This window comes from Shinella granuli (assembly GCF_004341885.1).
Classification (GTDB): Bacteria; Pseudomonadota; Alphaproteobacteria; order Rhizobiales; family Rhizobiaceae; genus Shinella; species Shinella granuli.
This window is the reverse complement of sequence record NZ_SLVX01000006.1, coordinates 1-21,200: the sequence shown is the minus strand read 5'-3', so window position 1 is coordinate 21,200 and position 21,200 is coordinate 1. Positions and strand designations below refer to the sequence as shown.

The window sequence follows — 21,200 nt, the reverse complement described above, 5'->3', positions numbered from 1 at the left end:
GAACTTTTGGTTGTCCGCTGAGCGGTCTCAGCGTTTGCCTCTTTTCGAGAGCGCAAAGGTGAAGATCAGGGCGATGACGAGCACGGCGCCCTTGATGAAATCCTGCGTGTAATAGGGCGCGTTCATCATCGTCAGGCCCTGCAGGAGGATGCCGACGAAGAGCGCGCCGACGGCGGTGCCGAAGGCGTTCGGCTTGGCGGCGCCCAGCACGGCGAAGCCGATCAGCGCGGCGGCGACGGCGTCGAGAAGCAGGTTGTTGCCGGAGGCGATGTCGCCGCGGCCGAGACGGGCGGCGAGCAGAATGCCGCCGATCGAGGCGAAGACGCCGGAGATGATGTAGGCCGAGATCTTGTAGGCGTTGACGGGGGCGCCGGCGAGGCTCGCCGCCCGCTCGTTCGAGCCGACGGCGTACATCATGCGGCCGAAGCGGGTGTATTCCAAGAAGAACCATATGACGATGGCGAGCACGATCAGCACGACGACCGAGACCGGCACGAGATTGGGCAGGACCAGATCGAAGCGGTGGCGGCCGAGCGCGAGGAAGGCGGGGCTGAAGGCGCCCGTCGCCGTCGAGCCGTCCGGCAGCGTCATGCCGGTCGCGATGGAGCGCCCCTCGGTCGGGATGCGCTGGAGGCCGAGCAGGAGGAACATCATGCCGAGCGTGGCGAGAAGATCCGGCACGCGCATGTAGACGATGATGATGCCGTTGACGAGGCCGACGAGCACGCCGACGGCAAGGCAGACCAGCGTCGCCGTCAGCGCGTCGCCGCCCATCACCACCATGACATAGGACGAGGCCATCATCGCCGTGGTGGCGACGGAGCCGATGGAAAGGTCGAAGCCGCCGACGACCAGCGTCGCCGTGACGCCGAGCGCGAGGATGCCGGTGATCGAGACGGACTGCAGGATGAAGACAGCGCTCTGCGGCGAGGCGAAACCGCCCGTCACCAGCGAGAAATAGAGCACCATGCCGGCGAGCAGCACGAGGAAGCCGTATTTGATGGCGGCTTCCCTGACATTGAGGGCCGGCGGGACGGGGCCGGCGGCCGCCTGTTTGCTCTGTTCGCTGCTCATGATGCATGGACCTGTTGATAGAATTGCCCGGCGATCTCGGAGAGCAGCCGCTCGACGTCGATATCGGCGTTGCGGTGCGCGCCGACGATGGTCTGCTCCGACATCACGATGATGCGGTCGGCGACCTCGAAGGCTTCGTCGAGTTCGGTGAGGAAGAGGATGGTGGAGCGGCCGGCGGCCGAGGCGCGCAGCTTCTCGCCGATGTCGCGGCGGGCGGCGATGTCGACGCCCTGGAACGGTTCGTCGAGGATGAGGAGGCGCGCGGGCTCGGAAAGCCAGCGGCCGACCATGACCTTCTGCTGGTTGCCGCCCGACAGCGTCTGCATCTCGTCGCGCTCGCTGCGGCAGACGACGCCGAGCGCGTCGATCTGCCGGCGCGCCTTCGCCCTCTCCGCACGCCGGCTCGCGACGCCGAAGGCCGAGAGCCGGCGCAGGAACGGCAGGCTGATATTCTCGTAGATGTTGAAATCAGGCACGATGCCGCTGATCGCGCGGTCCTTGGCGACGAGGAAGACGCCGCGGGCGATCGCCTGGCCCGTGCTTTTCGGCGCATAGCCCCGGCCGTCGAGTGCCATCTCGCCCGCTGCCGGCGCGCGGGCGCCGAAGAGCGTTTCGGCGAGCGCCGTCTTGCCGACGCCGACGAGGCCGGTGACGGCGACGATCTCGCCGTCGCCGAGGTCGAAATCGAACGGCCGCGCCTGCTCGGAGAGCTTCAGGCCCCGCACGCTGAAGACCGGAGCGCCCGCCTCGCGCACGGCGACCGCGCCGGCCGAGACCTTGCGGCCGAGCATGGCGTTGACCGCGCCCTCGTAATCGAGCTCCGGCCCTTCGAAACGGCCGGTGATGCGGCCGTCGCGCAGCGAGAGGATGCTGTCGGCAAGGCGGCGGATATCCGACATGCGGTGCGAGATATAGAGAATGGCGACGCCGCGCGCCTTCAGCCGGTCGACGAGATCGAACAGGCGGTCGGCCTCGGCGCTGGAGAGCGAGGAGGTCGGCTCGTCGAGGATCAGCACCTTCGGCTCGTGCGCCATGGCCCGGGCGATCGCCACCATCTGGCGGTCGGCGAGCGTCAGGTCGTTGATATTGGCGGCAAGATCGATGGCAAGGCCCATGCGGGCGGCCACTGCGGCGGCCTCGCGGCGCACCCGGCGCGGATTGAAGAACAGTTTCGCGCCGCGCCCGTTCAGCCGGTCGAGCGTGAGGTTGGTGGCGACGTCGAGATCGGCGACGACGCCGTCATTGATGTTCTGGTGCACGGTGACGACGCCGGCGCGGATCGCCTCGGCGGGCGTTCCCGGCTCGAAGGACTGGCCAGCGAGCGTGATGGCGCCGGCATCGCGCGTGTAGACGCCGGAGAGGATGCGCACGAGCGTGGATTTGCCGGCGCCGTTCGCGCCCATCAGAACCGTCACCGCGCCGGCCCGGAGGTCGAGGTCCACCCCCTGGAGCACCGTCACCGGCCCAAAGGACTTGCGCACGCCCTCGATGCGAAACACCGCCTCACCGCTCATTCTTTCCTCCCGATGACGGCAGGTTAGGATAGGCTCTCATCAAATGTCAAGGCCATTGACATTTGACAGAATGCCGCCTTAGCTGTGCGCAAGGATGGTGGGACGACTGGCGGCGGAGGCCGCGTCCCGTCGAGGAGGAGAAGCATATGGAAAGCCAGGTCTTCGCGGCGCTGAGCGTCGAGACATTGCCGGATCGGCTGGGCGGCAACGCCGTCCTGAAGGCGAAAATCGGGGCGGATTCGTCCCATTGGAGCGTCAAGGAGGTCGGCGACGGCAACCTCAACCTCGTCTTCATCGTGACGGGGGATCGGGGCGCGGCAATCGTCAAGCAGGCGCTGCCCTATGTGCGGCTCGTCGGCGAAAGCTGGCCGCTGCCGCTGAAGCGCTCCTTCTTCGAATATCACGCGCTGACGCGGCAGGCCGCGCGCGATCCGGGCATGGTGCCGGAGATCTACGTCTTCGATGAGGCGCAGGCGCTCATCGTCATGGAATACCTGACGCCGCACGTCATCCTGCGCCGCGCGCTGATCGACGGGCGCGAACTGCCGAGGATCGGCCGCGACCTCGGGCTCTTTGCCGCCCGCACGCTGTTCCGCGGCTCGGACCTTTCCATGGCAACGCGGGAGAAGAAGGCGGATCTCGCGCTCTTCGCCGACAATGTCGAGCTTTGCGACATCACGGAAAACCTCGTCTTTTCCGATCCCTATTTCGAGGCGGCGCTCAACCGCCACACCACGCCGCAGCTCGACCCGATCGTGGCGGATCTGCGCGCCGACCGCGACCTCAAGGTGGAGGCGCAGCGGCTGAAGCACCTCTTCTCCGCCAAGGCCGAGACGCTCTGCCACGGCGACCTGCACACCGGCTCCGTCATGGTGACGGACGACGAGACGCGCGTCATCGACCCGGAATTCGCCTTCTACGGCCCGATCAGCTTCGACGTCGGCATGCTGATCGCCAATTTCTGGATGAGCTATTTTTCGCAAGCCGGCCATGAGGCGGCACCCGGCGCACGCGACGGCATGCGCGCTTATCTGCTCGATACGATCGAGACGCTCTGGGAAACGTTCCGGGCCGAATTCGCCCATCTCTGGCGCACGGAGCGCAAGGGCATCCTCTATCAGGCGAGCCTCTTCGAGGATCGTGGCGACCCGCTCGCCGCCGAGCAGGCGCTCGCCATCGTCATCGACGAGATCTGGCGCGAGATGCTGGGTTTCGCCGGCATCGAGATCCATCGCCGCATCCTGGGCCTTGCCCACAACGCCGATTTCGAAACCATCGCCGACCCCGACCGCCGCGCGCCCTGCGAGACCAAGGCGCTGAAGCTCGGGCGTCACCTCGCCGTCAACCGGCAGCGCATCCACAGCCTCCGCGACATCCGCGAGACCGTGGAGCGGCTTGAAAAGGAGATCCTCGCGTGAAAGTCGGAGAACGCCACTACCATACGATCTGGCTGAACGAGGACGGCCGCTCGGTCGACATCATCGACCAGCGCTGGCTGCCGCATGAGTTCCGCGTCGTGACGCTCACGACCGTCGCCGACATCGCCACCGCGATCCGCGACATGTGGGTGCGCGGCGCGCCGCTGATCGGCGTCACCGCCGCCTATGGCGTCGCCATCGCCATGGCGACGGACCCGTCGGATGCGCATCTCGACGCCGTCTGGGAAGAGCTCAACGAAACGCGCCCGACCGCCATCAACCTGCGCTGGGCGCTGAACGCGATGCGCGAGCACCTTCGCCCGCTGCCGGAAGGCGAGCGCACGGCCGCTGCCTATACGCGCGCCGCTGAAATCGCGGAGGAGGACGTCGAGCTCAACCGCGCCATCGGCGCGAACGGCCTCGACGTGATCCGCGAGATCGCGGCGAAGAAAAAGCCGGGCGAGCCAGTGCGCATCCTCACCCATTGCAATGCCGGCTGGCTGGCGACCGTCGACTACGGCACCGCGACCGCGCCGATCTACATGGCCGTCGAGGAAGGCATTCCCGTCCATGTCTATGTCGACGAGACGCGGCCGCGCAACCAGGGGGCCTACCTCACCGCCTGGGAGATGAACGGCCATGGCGTGCCGCACACGCTGATCGTCGACAATGCCGGCGGCCATCTCATGCAGCACGGCGACGTCGACCTGGTGATCGTCGGCACCGACCGCACCACGGCGAACGGCGACGTCTGCAACAAGATCGGCACCTATCTGAAGGCGCTCGCCGCGCGCGACAACAACGTGCCCTTCTATGTGGCGCTCCCCTCGCCCACCATCGACTGGACGGTGGAGGACGGCATCAGGGACATCCCGATCGAGGAGCGGGCCGGCGACGAGGTGAGCTTCGTGCAGGGCCGCGCAGAGGATGGTTCCATCGCCAGCGTGCGCATCTCGCCGGAGGGCAGCCCGGCGGCGAACCCCGCCTTCGACGTCACGCCCGCGCGCCTCATCACCGGCCTCATCACGGAACGCGGCATCGCCACGCCCTCGCCCGAGGGCCTGAAGGCGCTCTTTCCCGAACGGAGCTGAGACGATGAGCCTTGCGAACGAAAAATCCACCGAGGACATCGCGCTCGGCATCCGCCGGCGCGTCTTCTTCCACACGATGAAGAACAATGGCGGCTATCTCAGCCAGGCCTGCTCGGCCGCCGAGAGCCTGGCGCTGCTCTACAACGAACTTCTGACGCTCGGCGAGCCCACGCTGCCCAAGGTGCCCTTGCCCTTCCGCGGCGTGCCCTCGGCGCATAATCCCGACGCCTTCACCGGCGCGGGCTACCATGGCCCGGCCGGGCCGGACTTCGACCGCTTCTTCATCTCGCCCGCCCATTATGCGCTCGTCATCTATTCCGCGCTGATCGAGACGGGCCGCATGGACGAGCATGCGCTCGACCATTTCAACAAGGACGGCGGTTCGGTCGAGATGATCGGCGCCGAGCACAGCCCCGGCATGGAGGTGACGACGGGCTCGCTGGCGCAGGGCCTTTCCATGGCCTCCGGCGTCGCCTGGGCGCGGCTGCGCAAGAAGGAGCGGGGCAAGATCTGGGTCTACATGTCCGACGGCGAGTTCCAGGAGGGGCAGACCTGGGAATGCCTTGCGGCGATGAGCCATCACGGGATCGACAATATCCGCGTCATCGTCGACGTGAACCGCCAGCAATGCGACGGGGCGATGTCCTCCGTGCTCGACCTCGGCGATCTTGCCGCCCGCGTCGCCGCCTTCGGCGTCACCTGCCGCGCGGTGGACGGACACGATCTTGAAGCGCTCCGCGCTGCGGCGGAGAGCGCGGAGGCCGGCAAGCCGCTGGTCATCCTCGCCAACACCTCGCCCTATCAGGGCATGGATTTTCTGAAGAAGCGCTTTCCGCGCCTCCACTACGTTCGCTTCAAGAGCGCCGAGGAACGGCTGGAAATGCAGGCGGCGCTCGCCGCCGAACTCGGCGTCGACGTGAACGCGATGGAAGGGGCCTGACCATGGTCGAGATCGTCAACCGTCCCTACGCCAGGGCGTTCGAGGCCTTCGCCAGCGCGCGGCCGGAGGTTCTGTGCCTTTCCGCCGACCTCACCTCGTCCTGCGAGGTCGACGGGTTCCGCGACCGGCATCCGGACCAATTCCTGTCGCTCGGCATGGCGGAGCAGAACATGCTCTCCTTCGCCGGCGGCCTCGCCATGCAGGGATTCCGGCCGTTCCTGCACACCTTCTCGGTCTTCCTCTATCGCCGGCCCTATGACCAGCTCATCAATTCCATCGCCTATTCCAACCGCAAGGTGCGGCTGATGGGCTTCCTGCCCGGCATCACCACGCCCGGCGGCATCACGCACCAGGCGATCGAGGACATCGCCGTGCTGCGTGCCGTGCCGAACATGACGATCCTCGAGACGGGGGACGCGACGGAAGTCGAGACCGTGCTCGACGTCGCCGACAGCATCGACGGGCCGGTCTATGTGCGCGTCCTGCGCGGCGAGGTGCCCCGCCTCTTCTCGACGCCCTTCGAATTCAACCGGCTGCGCACGCTTTCGGAGGGCGACGACATTCTCGTCGTCTCCTCGGGCGTCTGCACGGAGGAGGCCTTGCGTGCGATCCAGCCGCTGAAGACGCGCGGCGTTTACGTCCACCACCTGCACGCCTCGACGCTGAAACCCTTCGACCGGGACGGCCTCCTGCAGGCCGCCCGCGGCAAAAAGGGCATCGTGACGCTGGAGAACCACACGATCGTCGGCGGCCTCGGCTCGCTGGTGGCGGAAATCCTCGCCGAGGAGGGGCTGGGCATCCGCCTCAGGCGCCTCGGCCTCGACGACACCTTCGCGCACGGCGCGTCGAAACCCTATCTCATGAAGAAATACGGGCTCGACGCCGGGGCGCTCGTCACCGCCATCGAGGCGCTGCTCGGCAAGACGCTTGGTATCGGCGAGGAGGAACTGGCGGAGGTGCGCCTCGATCACGTGCATTCGGCCCAGAAGGCCGAGGCGCTCTGATGGCGCCGCGCTTCACCGTCCGCTATTTCGTCCGCGCGGCCGATGCGGCGGAGGCCAAAGCCCGGGCGCTCGACATCGCGCTGGAGCAGACGGTCGAGATCCCGCGCGACGTGGTGCCGAAGGGCTATGTGGAGGACGAGATCCTCGGCAGGCTGGAAACGCTGGAGCAGGCCCCGGACGGTCGACCGGGCTTTCTCGCGACGATCTCCTATTCCGAAGACGATGTCGGCGGCGACTTCCTGCAGTTCCTCAACATCGTCTTCGGCAACAGCTCGATCAAGCCGGGCCTCAAGGTCGAGGACATCGGCCTTTCGCCGGGCATTCTTTCGCTCTGCAAGGGGCCGCGTCATGGCATCACGGGGCTCCGCGCCCGCGCGGGCATCGGCGATATCCCGCTCCTCATGTCGGCGATCAAGCCCGTCGGCCTTTCCACGGCCGCGCTGGCCCGCCTCGCCCATGATTTCGCGCTCGGCGGCATGCATTACGTGAAGGACGACCACGGGCTGGTCGACCAGAGGACCGCGCCCTTCTCCGAGCGGCTGAAGGCCTGCGTCGAGGCCGTCGGCGAGGCGAATGCGAAGAGCGGCGGACGGACCAGCTTCGTGCCCAACATCACCGGCCCGGCCGACGCCATCCTCGAAAGGGCGAAGGAAGCGGAGGCCGCCGGCGCGGGCGCCGTCATGATCGCCCCGGCGCTTGCCGGCTACGACGTGGCGCGCATGCTGGCCGCCGATCCGGACTTTTCCCTGCCCATCGTCGCGCATCCCGCCTTTTCCGGCGCGAATGTCGTTTCGCCGGATTGCGGTTTCTCGCACCGCGCCTTCTACGGCGTGCTGCACCGGCTGATGGGCGCGGACGCCGTGGTGTTTCCGAATTTCGGCGGCCGCTTCGGCTTCACCCGCGAGGAATGCCGGTCGATCGCGGAGGCCTGCGCGGTGGAGATGGGCGGGCCGAAGGCGGGCGTCCCGGCGCCGGGCGGCGGCGTGAATTTCGCCCGCGTGCCGGAGATGCGCGCGGTCTACGGCAAGGACGTCATGTATCTCGTCGGCGGCGCGCTGCTGCAGGAGCCGAACCTTATCGACGGCTGCCGGCGACTTGCGGAAGCGGTCTATGCCTGACCTTGCGGATCAGGACGGGTCGAACGTCGCATAGCCGCCGCAATTGCGCGCGCCGTAGCGGCAGTCGCGCGGCCGGTAGAGCCGCCGGTAGCCGCCCTCCTCGGCGCGGATCGCCTGCCGCCGCTGGTGCGCGCGCATGGCCGGCGAGACCGCGCCGGAATAGCCGGGGCGGACATCCGCCGCGCGCTCCGTGGTGCAGCCGGCAAGCACGGCGCCTGCCAGAGCGATCACGAACATTCCTGGAATGGCGGGGACAATACGCATCTGGCTCTCCTCGCCTCCGGCGGCCGGGCGGATGGTTGCCACGGTTTTGCCCTTTAAAGGCTCGTTTACGGACATTTTTCTTTAAAACGCTGTTAACTGCGCAGCGTACAGATTGGCACAAGCCGGATGACTCCAGAATGAACGTATCGCTCAGGGACGGTTCAGGTCGCCGCTGTCATATCTTGAACGAACGTCAGGTTCGGTTCGAAATCGAGGAAATCCCATGAAAACCGCTGGTATCCTGCTTGCATCCCTCCTTCTCGCCACGGCTGCCCAGGCAGACGACATTTCGCTCGGCAAGCCCGGCTACGGCGGCAGCGGCTGCCCGGCCAACAGCGTCTCGGCGACGCTGAGCCCCGACGGCAAGGCGCTCAGCCTGCTGTTCGACGAATATGTCGTGGAAGCCGGCGGCGAGACCGGAAAGTCCTTCGACCGCAAGACCTGCAACGTCGCGATCCCGGTCCATGTGCCGCAGGGCCGCAGCGTCTCGGTGCTCGCCATCGACTATCGCGGCTTCAACCAGCTGCCGCGCGGCGCCCGCTCGCAGTTCAACGTCGAATATTTCTTCGCCGGCACGCGCGGCCCGGCGTTCCGCCAGACCTTTACCGGCCCGCAGGAGAAGGACTACCTGATCTCCAACAAGCTGACGGCGGAATCGCTGATCTGGTCGGCCTGCGGCGAGGACATCAACCTGCGCACCAATTCCAGCATCCGCGTCAACACCACGCGCGGCCAGGAAGCCATGGCGACGGTCGATACGCAGGACGTGAAGGCCGCGATCATCTATCGCCTGCAGTGGCGTACGTGCCGCTAAATCCGGCGTGGCGCGTTTCCTGAAGGGGAAAACGCCCTATCCTTCACCTTCATGAACCGGGCGGCGCCCTCGCCGCCCGGCCTCCATCAGGGAATTTTCGTATGCGTCTTCCGATCCGCCTCGCCCTCCTCGCCGCCGCCTCGGTCCCGCTTCCAGGGCTTGCCCATGCGGCGAACGGCTGTGCGGACGGAACGTTCTCCGCAACGCATTCGCCCGACGGCAATGCGACGAGCATTCTCTTCGACGATTTTTCCGCGATGGCGGGCGGCGCATCGGGCAAGAGGCGCGCGACCACCACCTGCAGGCTCTCCGTACCCGTCACCCAGCCGGGCGGGCACACGGTCTATGCCGTGGACTATCGCGGCTTCGCCACGACCGAGGACGGCCAGACCGCCTCGCTGCGCACCGTGCAGGACGGCAAGCAGATCCTGCAATACGAGATCAAGGGCCCGCTGCAGGACGATGTCGCCATTTCCGACAGGGTGGGCGTTTCGGGCTCGGAGACGCTCGACCTCGCCGTGATCCTCGGCGCGGCCGGGCCGCTCGACGAGAACGGCTTCGAATCCACGCTGGCGATCGATTCCATCGATTTCGCCCGCATCGGCTACACCACCACGGCCTCGGTGGTCGCCTCGCTCGACCAGATCGCCCGCCAGCGGCAGTCCATCGCGCTCGACCTCATGGACACCGCGCAGAACCTGCTCGGCCAGCAGAGCCGGTTCGACGAGGGCAGCTATGTCGCCGCCTTCGCGAGCTCCGATGCGGCGGCCGGCTTCAACGGACGCTGGGAGGCCGGCAGCGGCGTCAGCGTTCTCGGCGGCGCGGCCGTGGTTCATGCGAACCGCACCGATGTCGCGCTCGACACGCTTGGCCTTTTCGCCGGCGCGGTGCGCTATACGAGCGCGCCGGCCACCTGGCGCGCCTTCGGCGAAGTCGGCGCCTGGGGATCGCCCGACATCTCGGCCTCGTTCTCGCGCAGCTACCAGAACCTCGATTCGATCGTCCTTGCCAGCGGCAACGCCTCCGGCTCGCTGTTCAGCGCCTATGGCCGGGCCGGCGTGATCTATGCGCCGGACGCGGCGAACGAATTCGCGCTCTCCACCCGCTTCACCCGCGCCTGGCTCGACCTCGACGGCTATGACGAGGACGCGTCCGGCAAGAACCTCTTCGCAGGCCATATCAAGGGCGGCCGTTCGGCCTCGGACACGGTGAGCGCAGAATTCGCCTGGAGCCGCAGGCTGGACGAAAAGCTGGACTACACGATCCTCGGCGCGGTCGGCCGCACCTTCGCCGGCAAGGATGGCGCAAAGGCCTCGGTCGACTGGGTGGGCGATGCCAGGGGCAAGGCAGACGACCAGAACTTCGCGACGCTCGGCGGGCGCGTCGGCTGGAAGTTCGACGAACGCTGGCAGCTCGACACCGCGGTTTCCGCGACCTTCCGCGAAAACGACAAGCCGGACTGGAACATCGGCGGCCAGTTGAAGGCGTCATTCTGACGCCATCCAGGCGCCGCGCCCGCCGCGGCGCAAGGCTCGAAACGCAATGCTCCGGGCGGGGAACCGCCCGGCGCCGTCCCGCGGCAGCCCCTTCCCTCATTCCTGTGTCAGGCCGCCGCCCGTCCCCGGGCGGCTCGATCTTCCCTGCACCCTTGAATATATATAGGACTCCTATATAATCTCCGCATGGAAACGCCCAGGAACCCCCATGCGATCACCGAGCGCCTTCGCGAAGGCCTTTCCCGTATCGGCATGGCCATGCGCATCGACGAGTGGAACCGCTCGAAGGCGAGCGGGCTCAACCCGACGCAGCTTGCCATCCTGACACTGCTGGAAGGGCGCGGGGCGGATGGCCTCGGCGTGCGCGAGATCGCCGCCCATCTCGGCGTCTCGCAGCCGACGGCGACGGATTCGATCAATGCGCTGGAGCGCAAGGCCTGTCTGAAGAAGCGGCCGGAAGCGGGCGACCGGCGCGCGGTGCGCGTGGTGCCGACGGCGGAAGGTCTTGCAATCCTCAAGGCCTCGGACACCGGCGACGGCCTTGCCGCCACGGCCCTCGGCGCGCTCGATGACCGCGAGCAGGAGGACCTGCTCCTCACGCTGGTCAAGATGATCCGCCGCCTGCAGGTGGCGGAGGCGATCCCCGTCCAGCGCATGTGCGTGACCTGTCGCCACTTCTCCCCCTTCGCGCATGCGGATGCCGCGCGCCCCCATCATTGCCATTTCGTCGATGCCGCCTTCGGCCAGCGAGACCTGCGCGTCGATTGCCGCGACCACGATGAAGCCGATCCCGCATCCCGGGCTGCCACCTGGGATGCATTCCAAGCGGGATAGTTCCACCCTCCAGGCAAACGAAAGGAAGACCATCATGCTCGGCAGATTTGCAACCGGCGCGCTCGCCGCCGGAACGGCCCTGTTCTGGCTGACGACAGCCTCGGCCCATTCCATCAAGGCGGAGCCTGCGGAAGCGGTAGAGGCCGCCTTCGACATCATCGAGACGACGATCGTCACACGGGGCGACAGCGCGATCTTCACCACCCGCGTGCGCGGCGAGGCCGGTAAGGACAAGCCCGACGCGACGGGCAGGTTCGAAGGCTCCAGCGTCTATGCCTATGTCTGGCCGACGAGCCTCGACAGCGGCGCGATCGGCTTCGACGCGGGCCAGGGCATCGTCGCGCTGGCCGTCACCTTCCATCCGGATTTCGACGATGCGGTCAAGGGCGGCAAGAACCGCCATGTCTGGCATCCGCACTGGGTGGTGCTGGCCGAGGACAAGGCCTGCGGCGGCGGGCTCAAGGTCATCGACATCCCGGAAGGCACCACGCCGAAGGTGCCGGAGACCTGGCCCGGCGTGCCGCTCCTCATCGACAGCCCGCAATACCCGACCAGCTTCAAGGGCGACACGGTGGACGTCGCCATTCCCCTGTCGCTGATCGGCGGCATTAAGGGCGCCGCCTTCGACGGCGTGACGGCAGGGCTGAAGGTCAACGGCAACCTGCATGCGCCGCTGCTGTGCGTCAGCAACGTGTTCAAGGTCGCCTCGGGCGATCTCAGCCTGCCCGGTAAGGTCGTGCCGGCCGAATGATCCGGCGCCGGTCCGGCAACTGCCATTGCCGGACCGGCCATTCCTCCCCTCCAGGCAAATGAAAGGAAAGAACGTGCCGAGATTTACCCCCACTGGCCCCCGCGATGCAACGGGCCCGGCCGAGGCCTGCCGGCAGGGAGGCGACGATGACCGCGCCTGAGACGCCGCTTGCCCCGGAACTGGCCGTCAGCGAATGGTTCAACACGCCGGTCCCGCTGACGCTCGCCGGCCTGCGCGGCCGCCCGGTCTTCCTGCACAGTTTCCAGCTTCTCTGCCCCGGCTGCGTGGCGCAGGCCCTTCCTCAGGTCCAGCGCATCGAGCGCGTCTTCGCCCATACCGACCTGCAGGTCATCGGCATCCACACGGTCTTCGAGCACCATGCGGCCATGTCGCCGGTCACCCTCGGGGCATTCCTCCACGAATACCGGCTGAAATCCCCCGTGGGCGTCGACCTCGCGGAAGAAGGATCGGATATCCCGGTGACGATGCAGCGCTTCAGGCTGCGCGGAACGCCCTCCTCCGTGCTGATCGGGCGGGACGGCACCATCCTGCACCAGGCCTTCGGCGTGGAGGACGACATCGCCGTCGGGGCGCGGATCGCCATGGCGCTTTCCGCCACGGCCGGGGACGGCGCCTGCGCCGACGGCCGCTGCGCGGCACCGATGCCTCCGGTCGTCGAACCATGACGGAGGTCACACTGCTCAGCCTGCGCATCGGCGCCGTCGCGCCGCTCGGCGCGCACGGCGTGCCGAGCGGCATCGTGAAGGCGCCGGTCCACCATGCGCTCCATCTCTCAGAAACCGGTTTTGCCGGCGACAGGCAGGGCGATACGATGCGGCATGGCGGGCCGGAAAAGGCCGTGCACCACTATCCCTTCGAGCACTATGCCGACTGGGCCCGCGATCTGGGGCCGCATCCGCTTCTTGCCGGCCCCGGCGCCTTCGGCGAGAACCTCTCGACGGCCGGGCTGACGGAGCGCATGGTGGCGATCGGCGACGTCTTCCAGCTCGGCACCGCGGTCATCGAGGTTAGCCAGGGACGCCAGCCCTGCTGGAAGCTGAACGAGCGCTTCGGCCGGACGGAGATGGCGCGCCTGGTGCAATCGAGCGGGCGGACCGGCTGGTACTACCGGGTGCTCACGCCCGGCACCGTCTCGCCCGCCGACCGCCTCGTCCTGCGCGAGCGCCGCGCGCCGGAATGGACGCTGGCACGCATCTGGCGCGCCTTCTACATCGATCCGCTCAACCGTGCGGAACTGGCCGGCATCGCCGCGCTCGGGCGCCTTGCCGACGGCTGGCGCGCCCATGCCGCCCGACGGCTGGAGAGCAACCGGGTCGAGGACTGGACGAAGCGCCTCACCGGCGCCGGCTGACATCCCGCAGCGCCGCTGCCCGCAGCCTTGCCCGCCCAACCGGCAACGCTTTGGCGTTGGATCATGCAATATCCCGGCACCTGCGACGCTATTGCACTTTCGACCGGGCGGGGCTTGCGTTAAAAGTGGTATCCAGAATACTTTTTAAAAGCCCCGGCCGGGAGACGACGCCATGCGGATGACGCTTCACACGGACTATGCCCTGCGCATGCTGATCTACGTGGCGACGCGGCCGGACCGCGTATGCACGGTGAACGACGTGGCCGAGGCCTACGGGCTTTCGCGCAACCACCTCCTGAAAGTGGCGCAGACCCTGCGCGATCTCGGCCTTGTCGAGACGACGCGCGGGCGGGCGGGCGGGATCAAGCTGGCGAAGGCGCCCGCCGAGATCGCCGTCGGCGCGCTGGTCCGGGCGACGGAAGAGGAATTCTCGCTGGCCGAATGCATGCAGGCAGGCGGGCGGGCCTGCGCCATCTCGCCGGCCTGTCGGCTGAAGGGTATGCTGCACGAGGCGCTCGCCGCATTCCTTGCGGTTCTCGATAAATACACGCTCGAGGATATTGTCCGCAACAGGGCCGCGCTCGGGCCGCTGCTGGGCATTGCCGAAGCGGCGTGAGACACGGAGGGGAGAGATCGATGATATCGGGATTGACAGTTTCGGAGCGCCATCTGGCCCTCTTCGTGCTCGGCGCGCTCGCCCTGACGGGGCTTGCCATGGCGGTGGCCGGGCGGGGAGATCCGCTGGCCGTGCACGGCTATATCGTGCTGGTCTTCAGCCTCGGCCTCGGCTTCGTTGTGCTGTCCGCGCTGTTTGATCCGGAGCCGCCGGAAGAAAGGCTTTCCGAATATTACGACGATCCGACGCGGGCCGGCATCATCCTGTCGCTCGCCTGGGCGGTGGCCGGCATGTTCGTCGGCGTCTGGGTGGCCGCGCTGCTCGCCTGGCCGGAGCTGACCTTCGTCGACAGCGCCTGGGCGAGCTTCGGGCGCCTCAGGCCCGTGCACACGTCGGGCGTCATCTTCGGCTTCGGCGGCAATGCGCTGATCGCCACCTCCTTCCATGTGCTCCAGCGCACCTGTCGCGCGCGACTGCCCGGCCAGTTCGCCCCGTGGTTCGTGCTGATCGGCTACAATCTCTTCTGTCTGATCGCCGCGACCGGCTACCTGATGGGCATGACCCAGTCGAAGGAATATGCCGAGCCGGAATGGTATGCCGATATCTGGCTGGTCGTCGTCTGGGTCGTCTATTTCCTCATCTACATCCGCACGCTGCAGCGCCGCAAGGAACCGCATATCTACGTCGCCAACTGGTACTACATGGCCTTCATCCTGGTCGTGGCGGTGCTGCACATCGTCAACAACCTCGCCGTGCCCGTTTCCTTCGGCCATGCCAAGAGCTATTCGCTGTTTTCCGGCGTGCAGGATGCGATGACGCAATGGTGGTACGGCCACAACGCCGTCGCCTTCTTCCTGACCGCCGGCTTCCTCGGCATGATGTACTACTACCTGCCGAAGCGCGCCGAGCGGCCGATCTTCTCCTACCGCCTCTCGATCATCAGCTTCTGGGGCATCACCTTCATGTATATGTGGGCGGGCGCGCACCACCTGCACTACACCGCCCTGCCGCAATGGGTGCAGACCCTCGGCATGACCTTCTCGATCGTGCTGCTTGTGCCGTCCTGGGCGTCCGCCGGCAACGCGCTCGCCACGCTCAACGGCGCCTGGCACAAGGTGCGCGACGACGCGACCCTGCGCTTCATGATGGTCGCGGCCGTGTTCTACGGGCTCTCCACCTTCGAAGGCTCCTTCATGGCGATCCGCGCCGTCAACTCGCTCTCGCACTATACCGACTGGACCGTCGGCCATGTGCATGCCGGCGCGCTCGGCTGGGTGGCGATGATCACCTTCGGCTCGCTCTACGCCCTCGTGCCGTGGATGTGGAAGCAGGAGCGCATGTATTCGCCCAAACTGATCGAGGTGCACTTCTGGCTCGCGCTCGCCGGCACCGTCGTCTACGTCTTCGCCATGTGGAATTCGGGCATCATCCAGGGCCTGATGTGGCGCACCTACAACGACAGCGGCACGCTCGCCTATTCCTTCATCGACAGCCTCGTCGCCATGCATCCCTACTATATCGCCCGCGCCTTCGGGGGACTGCTGTTCCTTGCCGGCGCCGTCGTCTGCTCGTTCAACGTCTGGATGACGATCCGCATGGCGCGAAGGGCGCGCGCTGCAGAGCCTGCCGGCGACGTTCCCCTCTACGGCAAGGCCGGCGCGGCCCCGGCAGGAGAATGACGATGAAGGAGTTCTTCCACCGCAAGCTCGAGCGCAACGCCATCGGCTTCGTGCTGGCCATCGTCGGCGTCGCCTCCATCGGCGGCCTCGTCGAGATCGCCCCGCTCTTCACCATCCACGAGACGGTGGAGGAGGCGCCCGACATGCGGCTCTACACGCCGCTGGAGCTCGCCGGCCGCAACCTCTACATCCGCGAGGGCTGTTACGCCTGCCATTCGCAGATGATCCGCACGCTGCGCGACGAAGTGGAGCGCTACGGTCCCTATTCGCTGGCCGTGGAATCGAAATACGACCACCCGATGCTCTGGGGCTCCAAGCGCACCGGCCCGGACCTCGCCCGCCTCGGCGGCAAGTATTCCGACGCCTGGCATGTCGCCCATCTCGTCAATCCGCGCGACGTGGTGCCGGAATCGGTGATGCCGCGCTACGGCTGGCTGAAGCGCAATGCGCTGAGGATCGACGATCTTAGCGCGCACCTTGCCGCCCAGCGCGCCGTCGGCGTACCCTATACGGATGCGATGATCGAGAACGCCACCGCCGACGCCCGCGCACAGGCCAACCCCGACGATGCCGGCACTTCCGGCGTCAGCGAGCGCTACGGCGAGGCGACCAATGTGCGCGCCTTCGACGGCAATCCCGGTCTCCTGACCGAGATGGACGCGCTGGTCGCCTATCTCCAGATCGTCGGCCAGTTGACGCAGGCGGCGCAGCAGCAGACGGCAAAGGCGGAGTGAGGCGATGGAGATCGACCACAACAGCGTCGTCGCCTTCGCCAAGAGCTGGGGGCTGTTCTACCTGATCCTGCTTGCCGCGGGCGTCGTCGTCTACGCGCTCTGGCCGGGCAACCGGAAGCGTTTCGATCGCGCCAAGAAGAGCATTCTCGACAAAGACGACCGGCCGGGGGACTAGGGCATGGCAACCGAAAGACACGATCCCGCCACCGGACGGGCCACCACCGGGCACGAATGGAACGGCATCGAGGAGCTGGAAACGCCGATCCCGCGCGTCGTCGTTTTCTTCCTCACCGTCACCACGCTCTTTGCCATCGGCTACTGGATCCTGATGCCGGCCTGGCCGCTCGGCGTCTCCTATACGAAGGGCCTGCTCGGCATCGACCAGCGCGATGTCGTGACGCGGCAGGTCGAGGACGCCGCCGCGGCCCGTGCCGCCTGGACCGGCCGCATCGCCGGGGCGAGCCTTCAGGAGATCGCCGCGGACGACACCCTCATGCAGCATGTGCGCGAGACCGGCCGCACGCTCTTCATCGACAATTGCGCCGCCTGCCACGGCACGCGCGGCACCGGCGGGCCGGGCTTCCCGAACCTTGCGGCGAAGGCCTGGCTGTGGGGCGGCGAACCGGAGACCATCGCCGAGACGATCCGCATCGGCATCAACGCCGCCAACGAGGAGACGCGCATCTCGCAGATGATGGCCTTCGGCCGCGACGGCATCCTCGACGACAGGCAGGTGCGGGCCGTCGCCGCCTATGTGCGCTCGCTCTCCGCCCTGCCGATGGGCGCGGCCGACACCGCTGAGGTCGAGGCCGGCAGGGAGGTGTTCGCCGCCAACTGCGTCGCCTGCCACGGCGAGGACGGCCGCGGCAGCACGGAGGCCGGCGCGCCCGACCTCACCGACGCCGCCTGGATCTACGGCAGCGACGCGCAGAGCGTCTTCACCTCGATCTATTCCGGCCGGCAGGGCCACATGCCGCACTGGGAAGGCCGCCTTTCGCCGGTCGATATCAAGCTGCTGGCGCTCTATGTCGGCACGCTGGCGGAGGACGGGCGATGAGCAGCGCGGCAAGCGAGACGCGTCCGCCCGGCCGCATCAACTGGCGGCGCGCCGCGTTCCTCATCGTCGCGGCGGGCCTTGCGCTCTTTGCCGGCGCCAATGCGCATCTCGTCCATGTCGCGCTGACCTCCCAGCCCGATTGCGTGCAACACCTGAAGACGGAAGGCCGGGACGGTGCGTATCGCGCCGCGCGGCCCTCCTGCTGAGAGAGGAAGGATATCATGGGAACGACCGACAAGACCGGTGACGCGCCCGTGCCGCTCGCCGAACAGCGCCGCCGTAACCTGCCGGCCGGCGCGGCGCTCGGCTGGCTCGCCGCCGGCTGGCGCGACCTCTGGCGCAATCCGCTGCCGAGCCTTGCCTACGGCTTCGCCGTCTTCCTCCTGTCGCTGGCGGTGGTCTGGGGCCTCTTCCGCCTGGAGCTCGACTATATCCTCTTCCCCGCGCTTGCCGGCTTCATGGTGGTCGGCCCGCTGGTGGCGATCGGCCTCTACCGCAAGAGCCGGGACCTTGAGGAGGGCGTGACGCCGAGCCTTGCACGCATGATCTTCGTGAAAACCGAATCCGGCGCGCAGGTCTGGTATACGGGCGCGATCCTCTGCCTGCTGATGCTGGTCTGGATGCGCGCCGCCGTCATCATCTACGCGCTCTTCGTCGGGCTGAGGCCCTTTCCCGGCCTCGACCATGTCGTCGCCATGCTGGTCTCCACGCCGGAAGGGCTCGGCATGATCGTCGTCGGCACGGCGGTCGGCGGGCTCTTCGCCGCCTTCTCCTTCGCCATCAGCACCTTTGCCATTCCCATGCTGCTGGCGGAAAAGACGGACGCCTTCACCGCGATGGGCACGAGCATTTCGCTCACCTTCCGCAACCTGCCGGTCATGCTCGCCTGGGGCGCCATCGTGCTGGCGCTCACCGTCGTCGCCATCGCGACGGGGTTCCTCGGCCTCGTCGTCATCTTCCCGCTGCTCGGCCATGGCACCTGGCACAGCTACAGGGCGATCCGATGAGAGGCCGCCCTGCCCCCGACCGCACCATCGTCATCGACGGCAAGCCGCTGCCGGAAGTGCTCGACGAAGCGATGATCCATGCCGTGGTGCACGGTTTCTATGACGGGATCCGCAAGGATCCACTGCTCGGCCCGATCTTCGACGGCGCGATCGCGCCGGAGGAATGGCCGGTGCATCTTGCAAAGATGCGCGACTTCTGGTCTGCAACGCTTCTGCGCACCGACCGCTACGAGGGCCGCCCCTTGCCGCCGCACCTTGCCATACCCGAGCTTGAGGAACAGCATTTCCGCCGCTGGCTCACGCTGTTCCGCGCGACCGTCGAGCGGCTCTGCCCGCCCGAGGTCGCCGATCTCTTCCTCGACCGGGCCTTGCGCATCGCCCATTCCTTCCGCCTCGCCATCGCCTTCAGCCGCGGCGAGGATTCCATGGCGGTCACGCCGATTTCGCGGGAAGCAATTTCATGAGTGCCGCCGATGCCAGCCCCCTCGTCCTCAGCCGGGACGAAGCCGGAGAATTCCTCCTGCCGGCAGACATGCTCGCCGCGCGTTTCGGCTGGCCGACGCAGACGCTGCGCGACTACATGCGCCGCGGCCTCGTCGCCTCGCGCGTCGAGCGCGGCGAAGGCGAGGATGCCGGGCGCTGGCGGCTTTCGGTGCGCTGCGGCAACCGCCGCTGGCAGGCCGTCGTCGAGGCGGACGGCACGGTCGGCACGCAGCACGTCGAGGTGCTTTCCGCCGGGGCGCCGAAACCCTCGCGGTAAAGCAATTCCAGCAAAAGTGCGAAGCGGTTTTGCGTCCGGAATTACGTAAAAACAAATAGATGGAGCGTTTTCGCAATTCGAAGAAAAGCGGAAATTCTCCAGCAGGACGGCCGGCCCGTCAGTCGCCGAGGAGCTGGCGGTCGTCGCCGTCGCGCCGGCTGACCAGCTCCTCCTTGATGCTGCGCAGGGTCTTCATCGCCTTGGTCCGGTCGGCATAGGCGACGAGATTGGCCAGCATGTCGATGACCGCGAGATAGGCATAGCGTGTCGAGGTGGGCCGGAAGATGTTCTTGCCCTCCGGCAGCTCGACGGAGATCACCACATCCGCCGCCGCCGCGACGGGCGAACCGCCCTGCGTGAGGACGATGGTGGGGATGCCGCGCCGGCGCAGCAGTTCGAGGCAGTGGACGAGCGCCGGGTCGCGGCCGGTGAAGGAGGAGCCGAACACCACCGTGCCCGGCTGGGCGGCCGCGGAGATCATCGCGTTCATGTTGTGGTCGTTCGAGGCGTTGATGCGGCAGCCGAGCCGGAAGAGCCGGTTGTGCAGCTCGTTGACGATCATCGCCGAATTGCCGCTCGCCCCGAAGGCCTGGATGAAATCGGCGCCGCGCAGCAGGCGGGCCGCCATGTCGAGCGAGGCGAAATCGAGCTGGCGATGCAGCTGGAACAGGGCGTTCTGCGCTTTGGCGATGATGTCCTCGGCCACTTCCTCGGGCGTTTCGGTCGGCACTTCCGGCTTGACGTAGCGCAGGCCCACATAAGTGAGCCGGGCAAGCTGCACCTTGAAGTCCGGATAGCCCTTGCAGCCGAGCCGGCGGCAGAAGCGCGTGACGGTCGGCGGCGACACCCCGGCGCGGTCGGCCAGCTCGCCGATCGACGAATTGACGACGAAATCGACGTCGTCGAGGGCCAGTTGCGCCAGCTTGCGATCGAGCCCCGACAGCCGGCCGTCCTCATCCGACAAGGCGTGAAAAAGGTCCATCGGCTGCGGCCTCCCCCTGCACGGCGCGTCGGTCCGGCGCGCAAATGAAAACGAATTTCTTGTCTGCCAGTCATAACACAGTGCCGGCGCGCATCAATGGGCTTGGCGATCGGCGCCTGAAATTCACCGGACCGTTCCGGGATGCCCTCCCATCCTCCCGCGTGACACCGCCCGGATCTTCAGCCATGGAAAGCGCCGCCCACCGACAGAACGGCGGATTTCACGCCGAAGCGGATCGTGGCGGCCGTCGCGACACGGATTTTCAGGCCGGCGGGCTCTCTTTTTCAGAAAAATTTTTACGTGTTGATGCCAAATCGATGCGCGGCGCGAAACAGAAGCCTGCCACCCGTGAAAATCAGACCGTCCGAACATGGTCCCATTTTCACGTTTACGCCGGTTTTCCGGGGCTCCTTCCCTTTTCCATGCCTCTAGATCAGCTCTGGAACGGGTTGAAATCGATACAGGATTCAAGGCAACCGCGATGAGCCTCACCGCTTTCACCAGGCGCAGGCCATGAAAATTTCTCCCATTTTCACCTGAAAAGAAAACAGATTACACTAAAGCCCGCCAAACACCCGTCATCCATTGACTTCCGGTGAAATTATCGCATTATCGAGAAAACAAATTACATCGCTCCAGCGATGATCGTTGACGGGAACTTTGCGATCCAACAGC

Annotated in this window: 25 protein-coding genes; 21 read left to right on the top strand and 4 right to left on the bottom strand. The window is 66.9% G+C overall.

Annotation, left to right across the window (positions count from 1 at the left end; genetic code table 11):
* Positions 1–27: 27 nt before the first annotated feature.
* A complete protein-coding gene (locus EV665_RS11700) occupies positions 28–1,074 on the bottom strand; it encodes an ABC transporter permease (RefSeq protein WP_162853041.1) in 1,047 nt (348 codons plus the stop codon).
* Entirely contained in the window at positions 1,071–2,588 is a 1,518-nt protein-coding gene (locus EV665_RS11695) for a sugar ABC transporter ATP-binding protein (RefSeq protein ID WP_133034260.1), read from the bottom strand. The genes EV665_RS11700 and EV665_RS11695 overlap by 4 nt, the downstream gene beginning before the upstream one ends.
* A 146-nt stretch (positions 2,589–2,734) precedes the next feature.
* On the opposite strand from EV665_RS11695, the gene mtnK reads away from it, so the two are divergent.
* The 5 genes from mtnK to EV665_RS11670 are packed head-to-tail and all read left to right on the top strand — an operon-like array spanning position 2,735 to position 8,159.
* The gene (mtnK, locus tag EV665_RS11690) at positions 2,735–4,006 is read left to right on the top strand and encodes an S-methyl-5-thioribose kinase (RefSeq protein ID WP_133034259.1); all 1,272 of its coding nucleotides are present in this window, start codon (positions 2,735–2,737) and stop codon (positions 4,004–4,006) included.
* On the top strand, positions 4,003–5,097 hold the full coding sequence (gene mtnA / locus EV665_RS11685) for an S-methyl-5-thioribose-1-phosphate isomerase (RefSeq protein WP_133034258.1): 1,095 nt from the start codon (positions 4,003–4,005) through the stop codon (positions 5,095–5,097). The genes mtnK and mtnA overlap by 4 nt, the downstream gene beginning before the upstream one ends.
* A gap of 4 nt (positions 5,098–5,101) precedes the next feature.
* Complete coding sequence (locus EV665_RS11680; protein WP_133034257.1) at positions 5,102–6,037, top strand: transketolase; 936 nt, start codon at positions 5,102–5,104, stop codon at positions 6,035–6,037.
* Positions 6,038–6,039: 2 nt separating this feature from the next.
* Positions 6,040–7,041, top strand: coding sequence for a transketolase family protein (locus EV665_RS11675; protein ID WP_133034256.1), 1,002 nt, complete (start codon positions 6,040–6,042; stop codon positions 7,039–7,041).
* Complete coding sequence (locus tag EV665_RS11670; protein ID WP_133034255.1) at positions 7,041–8,159, top strand: RuBisCO large subunit C-terminal-like domain-containing protein; 1,119 nt, start codon at positions 7,041–7,043, stop codon at positions 8,157–8,159. The genes EV665_RS11675 and EV665_RS11670 overlap by 1 nt, the downstream gene beginning before the upstream one ends.
* 9 nt (positions 8,160–8,168) lie before the next feature.
* On the opposite strand, the gene EV665_RS11665 is transcribed toward EV665_RS11670, so the two are convergent.
* On the bottom strand, positions 8,169–8,423 hold the full coding sequence (locus tag EV665_RS11665; RefSeq protein WP_133034254.1) for a hypothetical protein: 255 nt from the start codon (positions 8,421–8,423) through the stop codon (positions 8,169–8,171).
* A 223-nt stretch (positions 8,424–8,646) separates the two neighbouring features.
* Here EV665_RS11665 and EV665_RS11660 point away from each other — a divergent pair, with 223 nt between their 5' ends.
* From EV665_RS11660 to EV665_RS11590, 15 genes are all read left to right on the top strand, one after another.
* Positions 8,647–9,237 carry a DUF4360 domain-containing protein gene (locus tag EV665_RS11660; RefSeq protein ID WP_064329086.1) on the top strand — a complete coding sequence of 197 codons (591 nt, stop codon included), beginning with the start codon at positions 8,647–8,649 and terminating at the stop codon, positions 9,235–9,237.
* Positions 9,238–9,338: 101 nt separating this feature from the next.
* Positions 9,339–10,733: a DUF4360 domain-containing protein gene (locus EV665_RS11655; protein ID WP_133034253.1), complete on the top strand. Its 1,395-nt coding sequence runs from the start codon at positions 9,339–9,341 to the stop codon at positions 10,731–10,733.
* Between the two features lie 186 nt (positions 10,734–10,919).
* On the top strand, positions 10,920–11,567 hold the full coding sequence (locus EV665_RS11650; protein WP_133034252.1) for a MarR family winged helix-turn-helix transcriptional regulator: 648 nt from the start codon (positions 10,920–10,922) through the stop codon (positions 11,565–11,567).
* Positions 11,568–11,601: 34 nt separating this feature from the next.
* A complete protein-coding gene (locus tag EV665_RS11645; RefSeq protein WP_133034251.1) occupies positions 11,602–12,318 on the top strand; it encodes a hypothetical protein in 717 nt (238 codons plus the stop codon).
* 146 nt (positions 12,319–12,464) lie between these two features.
* Positions 12,465–13,004 (top strand): thioredoxin domain-containing protein, encoded by a 540-nt coding sequence (locus EV665_RS11640; RefSeq protein ID WP_245507698.1) that lies wholly within the window; start codon positions 12,465–12,467, stop codon positions 13,002–13,004.
* A complete protein-coding gene (locus EV665_RS11635; RefSeq protein WP_133034250.1) occupies positions 13,001–13,690 on the top strand; it encodes an MOSC domain-containing protein in 690 nt (229 codons plus the stop codon). Before EV665_RS11640 ends, EV665_RS11635 begins: the two co-directional genes overlap by 4 nt.
* Before the next feature lie 172 nt (positions 13,691–13,862).
* Positions 13,863–14,306: an Rrf2 family transcriptional regulator gene (locus tag EV665_RS11630; protein ID WP_133034249.1), complete on the top strand. Its 444-nt coding sequence runs from the start codon at positions 13,863–13,865 to the stop codon at positions 14,304–14,306.
* 20 nt (positions 14,307–14,326) lie between these two features.
* Positions 14,327–15,985 carry a cytochrome-c oxidase, cbb3-type subunit I gene (gene ccoN / locus EV665_RS11625; RefSeq protein WP_133034248.1) on the top strand — a complete coding sequence of 553 codons (1,659 nt, stop codon included), beginning with the start codon at positions 14,327–14,329 and terminating at the stop codon, positions 15,983–15,985.
* A gap of 2 nt (positions 15,986–15,987) precedes the next feature.
* Positions 15,988–16,719, top strand: coding sequence for a cytochrome-c oxidase, cbb3-type subunit II (gene ccoO / locus EV665_RS11620; protein ID WP_133034247.1), 732 nt, complete (start codon positions 15,988–15,990; stop codon positions 16,717–16,719).
* Positions 16,720–16,723: 4 nt separating this feature from the next.
* Positions 16,724–16,894 (top strand): cbb3-type cytochrome c oxidase subunit 3, encoded by a 171-nt coding sequence (locus EV665_RS11615; protein ID WP_133034246.1) that lies wholly within the window; start codon positions 16,724–16,726, stop codon positions 16,892–16,894.
* Positions 16,895–16,897: 3 nt separating this feature from the next.
* The gene (gene ccoP / locus EV665_RS11610) at positions 16,898–17,776 is read left to right on the top strand and encodes a cytochrome-c oxidase, cbb3-type subunit III (RefSeq protein WP_133034245.1); all 879 of its coding nucleotides are present in this window, start codon (positions 16,898–16,900) and stop codon (positions 17,774–17,776) included.
* A complete protein-coding gene (locus tag EV665_RS11605; RefSeq protein WP_133034244.1) occupies positions 17,773–17,982 on the top strand; it encodes a hypothetical protein in 210 nt (69 codons plus the stop codon). Before ccoP ends, EV665_RS11605 begins: the two co-directional genes overlap by 4 nt.
* Before the next feature lie 15 nt (positions 17,983–17,997).
* Positions 17,998–18,783 carry a DUF2189 domain-containing protein gene (locus tag EV665_RS11600; protein ID WP_133034243.1) on the top strand — a complete coding sequence of 262 codons (786 nt, stop codon included), beginning with the start codon at positions 17,998–18,000 and terminating at the stop codon, positions 18,781–18,783.
* A complete protein-coding gene (locus tag EV665_RS11595) occupies positions 18,780–19,247 on the top strand; it encodes a group III truncated hemoglobin (RefSeq protein ID WP_133034242.1) in 468 nt (155 codons plus the stop codon). Before EV665_RS11600 ends, EV665_RS11595 begins: the two co-directional genes overlap by 4 nt.
* Positions 19,244–19,543 carry a DUF6522 family protein gene (locus EV665_RS11590; protein ID WP_064329072.1) on the top strand — a complete coding sequence of 100 codons (300 nt, stop codon included), beginning with the start codon at positions 19,244–19,246 and terminating at the stop codon, positions 19,541–19,543. The genes EV665_RS11595 and EV665_RS11590 overlap by 4 nt, the downstream gene beginning before the upstream one ends.
* Positions 19,544–19,661: 118 nt before the next feature.
* On the opposite strand, the gene EV665_RS11585 is transcribed toward EV665_RS11590, so the two are convergent.
* Positions 19,662–20,525, bottom strand: coding sequence for a MurR/RpiR family transcriptional regulator (locus EV665_RS11585; protein WP_133034241.1), 864 nt, complete (start codon positions 20,523–20,525; stop codon positions 19,662–19,664).
* A gap of 44 nt (positions 20,526–20,569) precedes the next feature.
* Here EV665_RS11585 and EV665_RS11580 point away from each other — a divergent pair, with 44 nt between their 5' ends.
* On the top strand, positions 20,570–21,010 hold the full coding sequence (locus tag EV665_RS11580; protein WP_133034240.1) for a hypothetical protein: 441 nt from the start codon (positions 20,570–20,572) through the stop codon (positions 21,008–21,010).
* Positions 21,011–21,200 lie beyond the last annotated feature (190 nt).

What these genes read in the sequence shown, in the direction of transcription:
- EV665_RS11660 (WP_064329086.1), top strand. Translation starts at nt 8,647, where the DNA reads ATGAAAACCGCTGGTATCCTGCTTGCATCCCTCCTTCTCGCCACGGCT.
- EV665_RS11700 (WP_162853041.1), bottom strand. Translation starts at nt 1,074, where the DNA reads ATGAGCAGCGAACAGAGCAAACAGGCGGCCGCCGGCCCCGTCCCGCCG.
- ccoN (WP_133034248.1), top strand. Translation starts at nt 14,327, where the DNA reads ATGATATCGGGATTGACAGTTTCGGAGCGCCATCTGGCCCTCTTCGTG.
- EV665_RS11615 (WP_133034246.1), top strand. Translation starts at nt 16,724, where the DNA reads ATGGAGATCGACCACAACAGCGTCGTCGCCTTCGCCAAGAGCTGGGGG.
- EV665_RS11640 (WP_245507698.1), top strand. Translation starts at nt 12,465, where the DNA reads ATGACCGCGCCTGAGACGCCGCTTGCCCCGGAACTGGCCGTCAGCGAA.
- EV665_RS11650 (WP_133034252.1), top strand. Translation starts at nt 10,920, where the DNA reads ATGGAAACGCCCAGGAACCCCCATGCGATCACCGAGCGCCTTCGCGAA.
- ccoO (WP_133034247.1), top strand. Translation starts at nt 15,988, where the DNA reads ATGAAGGAGTTCTTCCACCGCAAGCTCGAGCGCAACGCCATCGGCTTC.
- ccoP (WP_133034245.1), top strand. Translation starts at nt 16,898, where the DNA reads ATGGCAACCGAAAGACACGATCCCGCCACCGGACGGGCCACCACCGGG.
- EV665_RS11665 (WP_133034254.1), bottom strand. Translation starts at nt 8,423, where the DNA reads ATGCGTATTGTCCCCGCCATTCCAGGAATGTTCGTGATCGCTCTGGCA.
- EV665_RS11580 (WP_133034240.1), top strand. Translation starts at nt 20,570, where the DNA reads ATGAAAACGAATTTCTTGTCTGCCAGTCATAACACAGTGCCGGCGCGC.
- EV665_RS11695 (WP_133034260.1), bottom strand. Translation starts at nt 2,588, where the DNA reads ATGAGCGGTGAGGCGGTGTTTCGCATCGAGGGCGTGCGCAAGTCCTTT.
- EV665_RS11595 (WP_133034242.1), top strand. Translation starts at nt 18,780, where the DNA reads ATGAGAGGCCGCCCTGCCCCCGACCGCACCATCGTCATCGACGGCAAG.
- EV665_RS11585 (WP_133034241.1), bottom strand. Translation starts at nt 20,525, where the DNA reads ATGGACCTTTTTCACGCCTTGTCGGATGAGGACGGCCGGCTGTCGGGG.
- EV665_RS11605 (WP_133034244.1), top strand. Translation starts at nt 17,773, where the DNA reads ATGAGCAGCGCGGCAAGCGAGACGCGTCCGCCCGGCCGCATCAACTGG.
- EV665_RS11630 (WP_133034249.1), top strand. Translation starts at nt 13,863, where the DNA reads ATGCGGATGACGCTTCACACGGACTATGCCCTGCGCATGCTGATCTAC.
- EV665_RS11655 (WP_133034253.1), top strand. Translation starts at nt 9,339, where the DNA reads ATGCGTCTTCCGATCCGCCTCGCCCTCCTCGCCGCCGCCTCGGTCCCG.
- EV665_RS11635 (WP_133034250.1), top strand. Translation starts at nt 13,001, where the DNA reads ATGACGGAGGTCACACTGCTCAGCCTGCGCATCGGCGCCGTCGCGCCG.
- EV665_RS11680 (WP_133034257.1), top strand. Translation starts at nt 5,102, where the DNA reads ATGAGCCTTGCGAACGAAAAATCCACCGAGGACATCGCGCTCGGCATC.
- EV665_RS11590 (WP_064329072.1), top strand. Translation starts at nt 19,244, where the DNA reads ATGAGTGCCGCCGATGCCAGCCCCCTCGTCCTCAGCCGGGACGAAGCC.
- EV665_RS11645 (WP_133034251.1), top strand. Translation starts at nt 11,602, where the DNA reads ATGCTCGGCAGATTTGCAACCGGCGCGCTCGCCGCCGGAACGGCCCTG.
- EV665_RS11675 (WP_133034256.1), top strand. Translation starts at nt 6,040, where the DNA reads ATGGTCGAGATCGTCAACCGTCCCTACGCCAGGGCGTTCGAGGCCTTC.
- EV665_RS11670 (WP_133034255.1), top strand. Translation starts at nt 7,041, where the DNA reads ATGGCGCCGCGCTTCACCGTCCGCTATTTCGTCCGCGCGGCCGATGCG.
- EV665_RS11600 (WP_133034243.1), top strand. Translation starts at nt 17,998, where the DNA reads ATGGGAACGACCGACAAGACCGGTGACGCGCCCGTGCCGCTCGCCGAA.
- mtnK (WP_133034259.1), top strand. Translation starts at nt 2,735, where the DNA reads ATGGAAAGCCAGGTCTTCGCGGCGCTGAGCGTCGAGACATTGCCGGAT.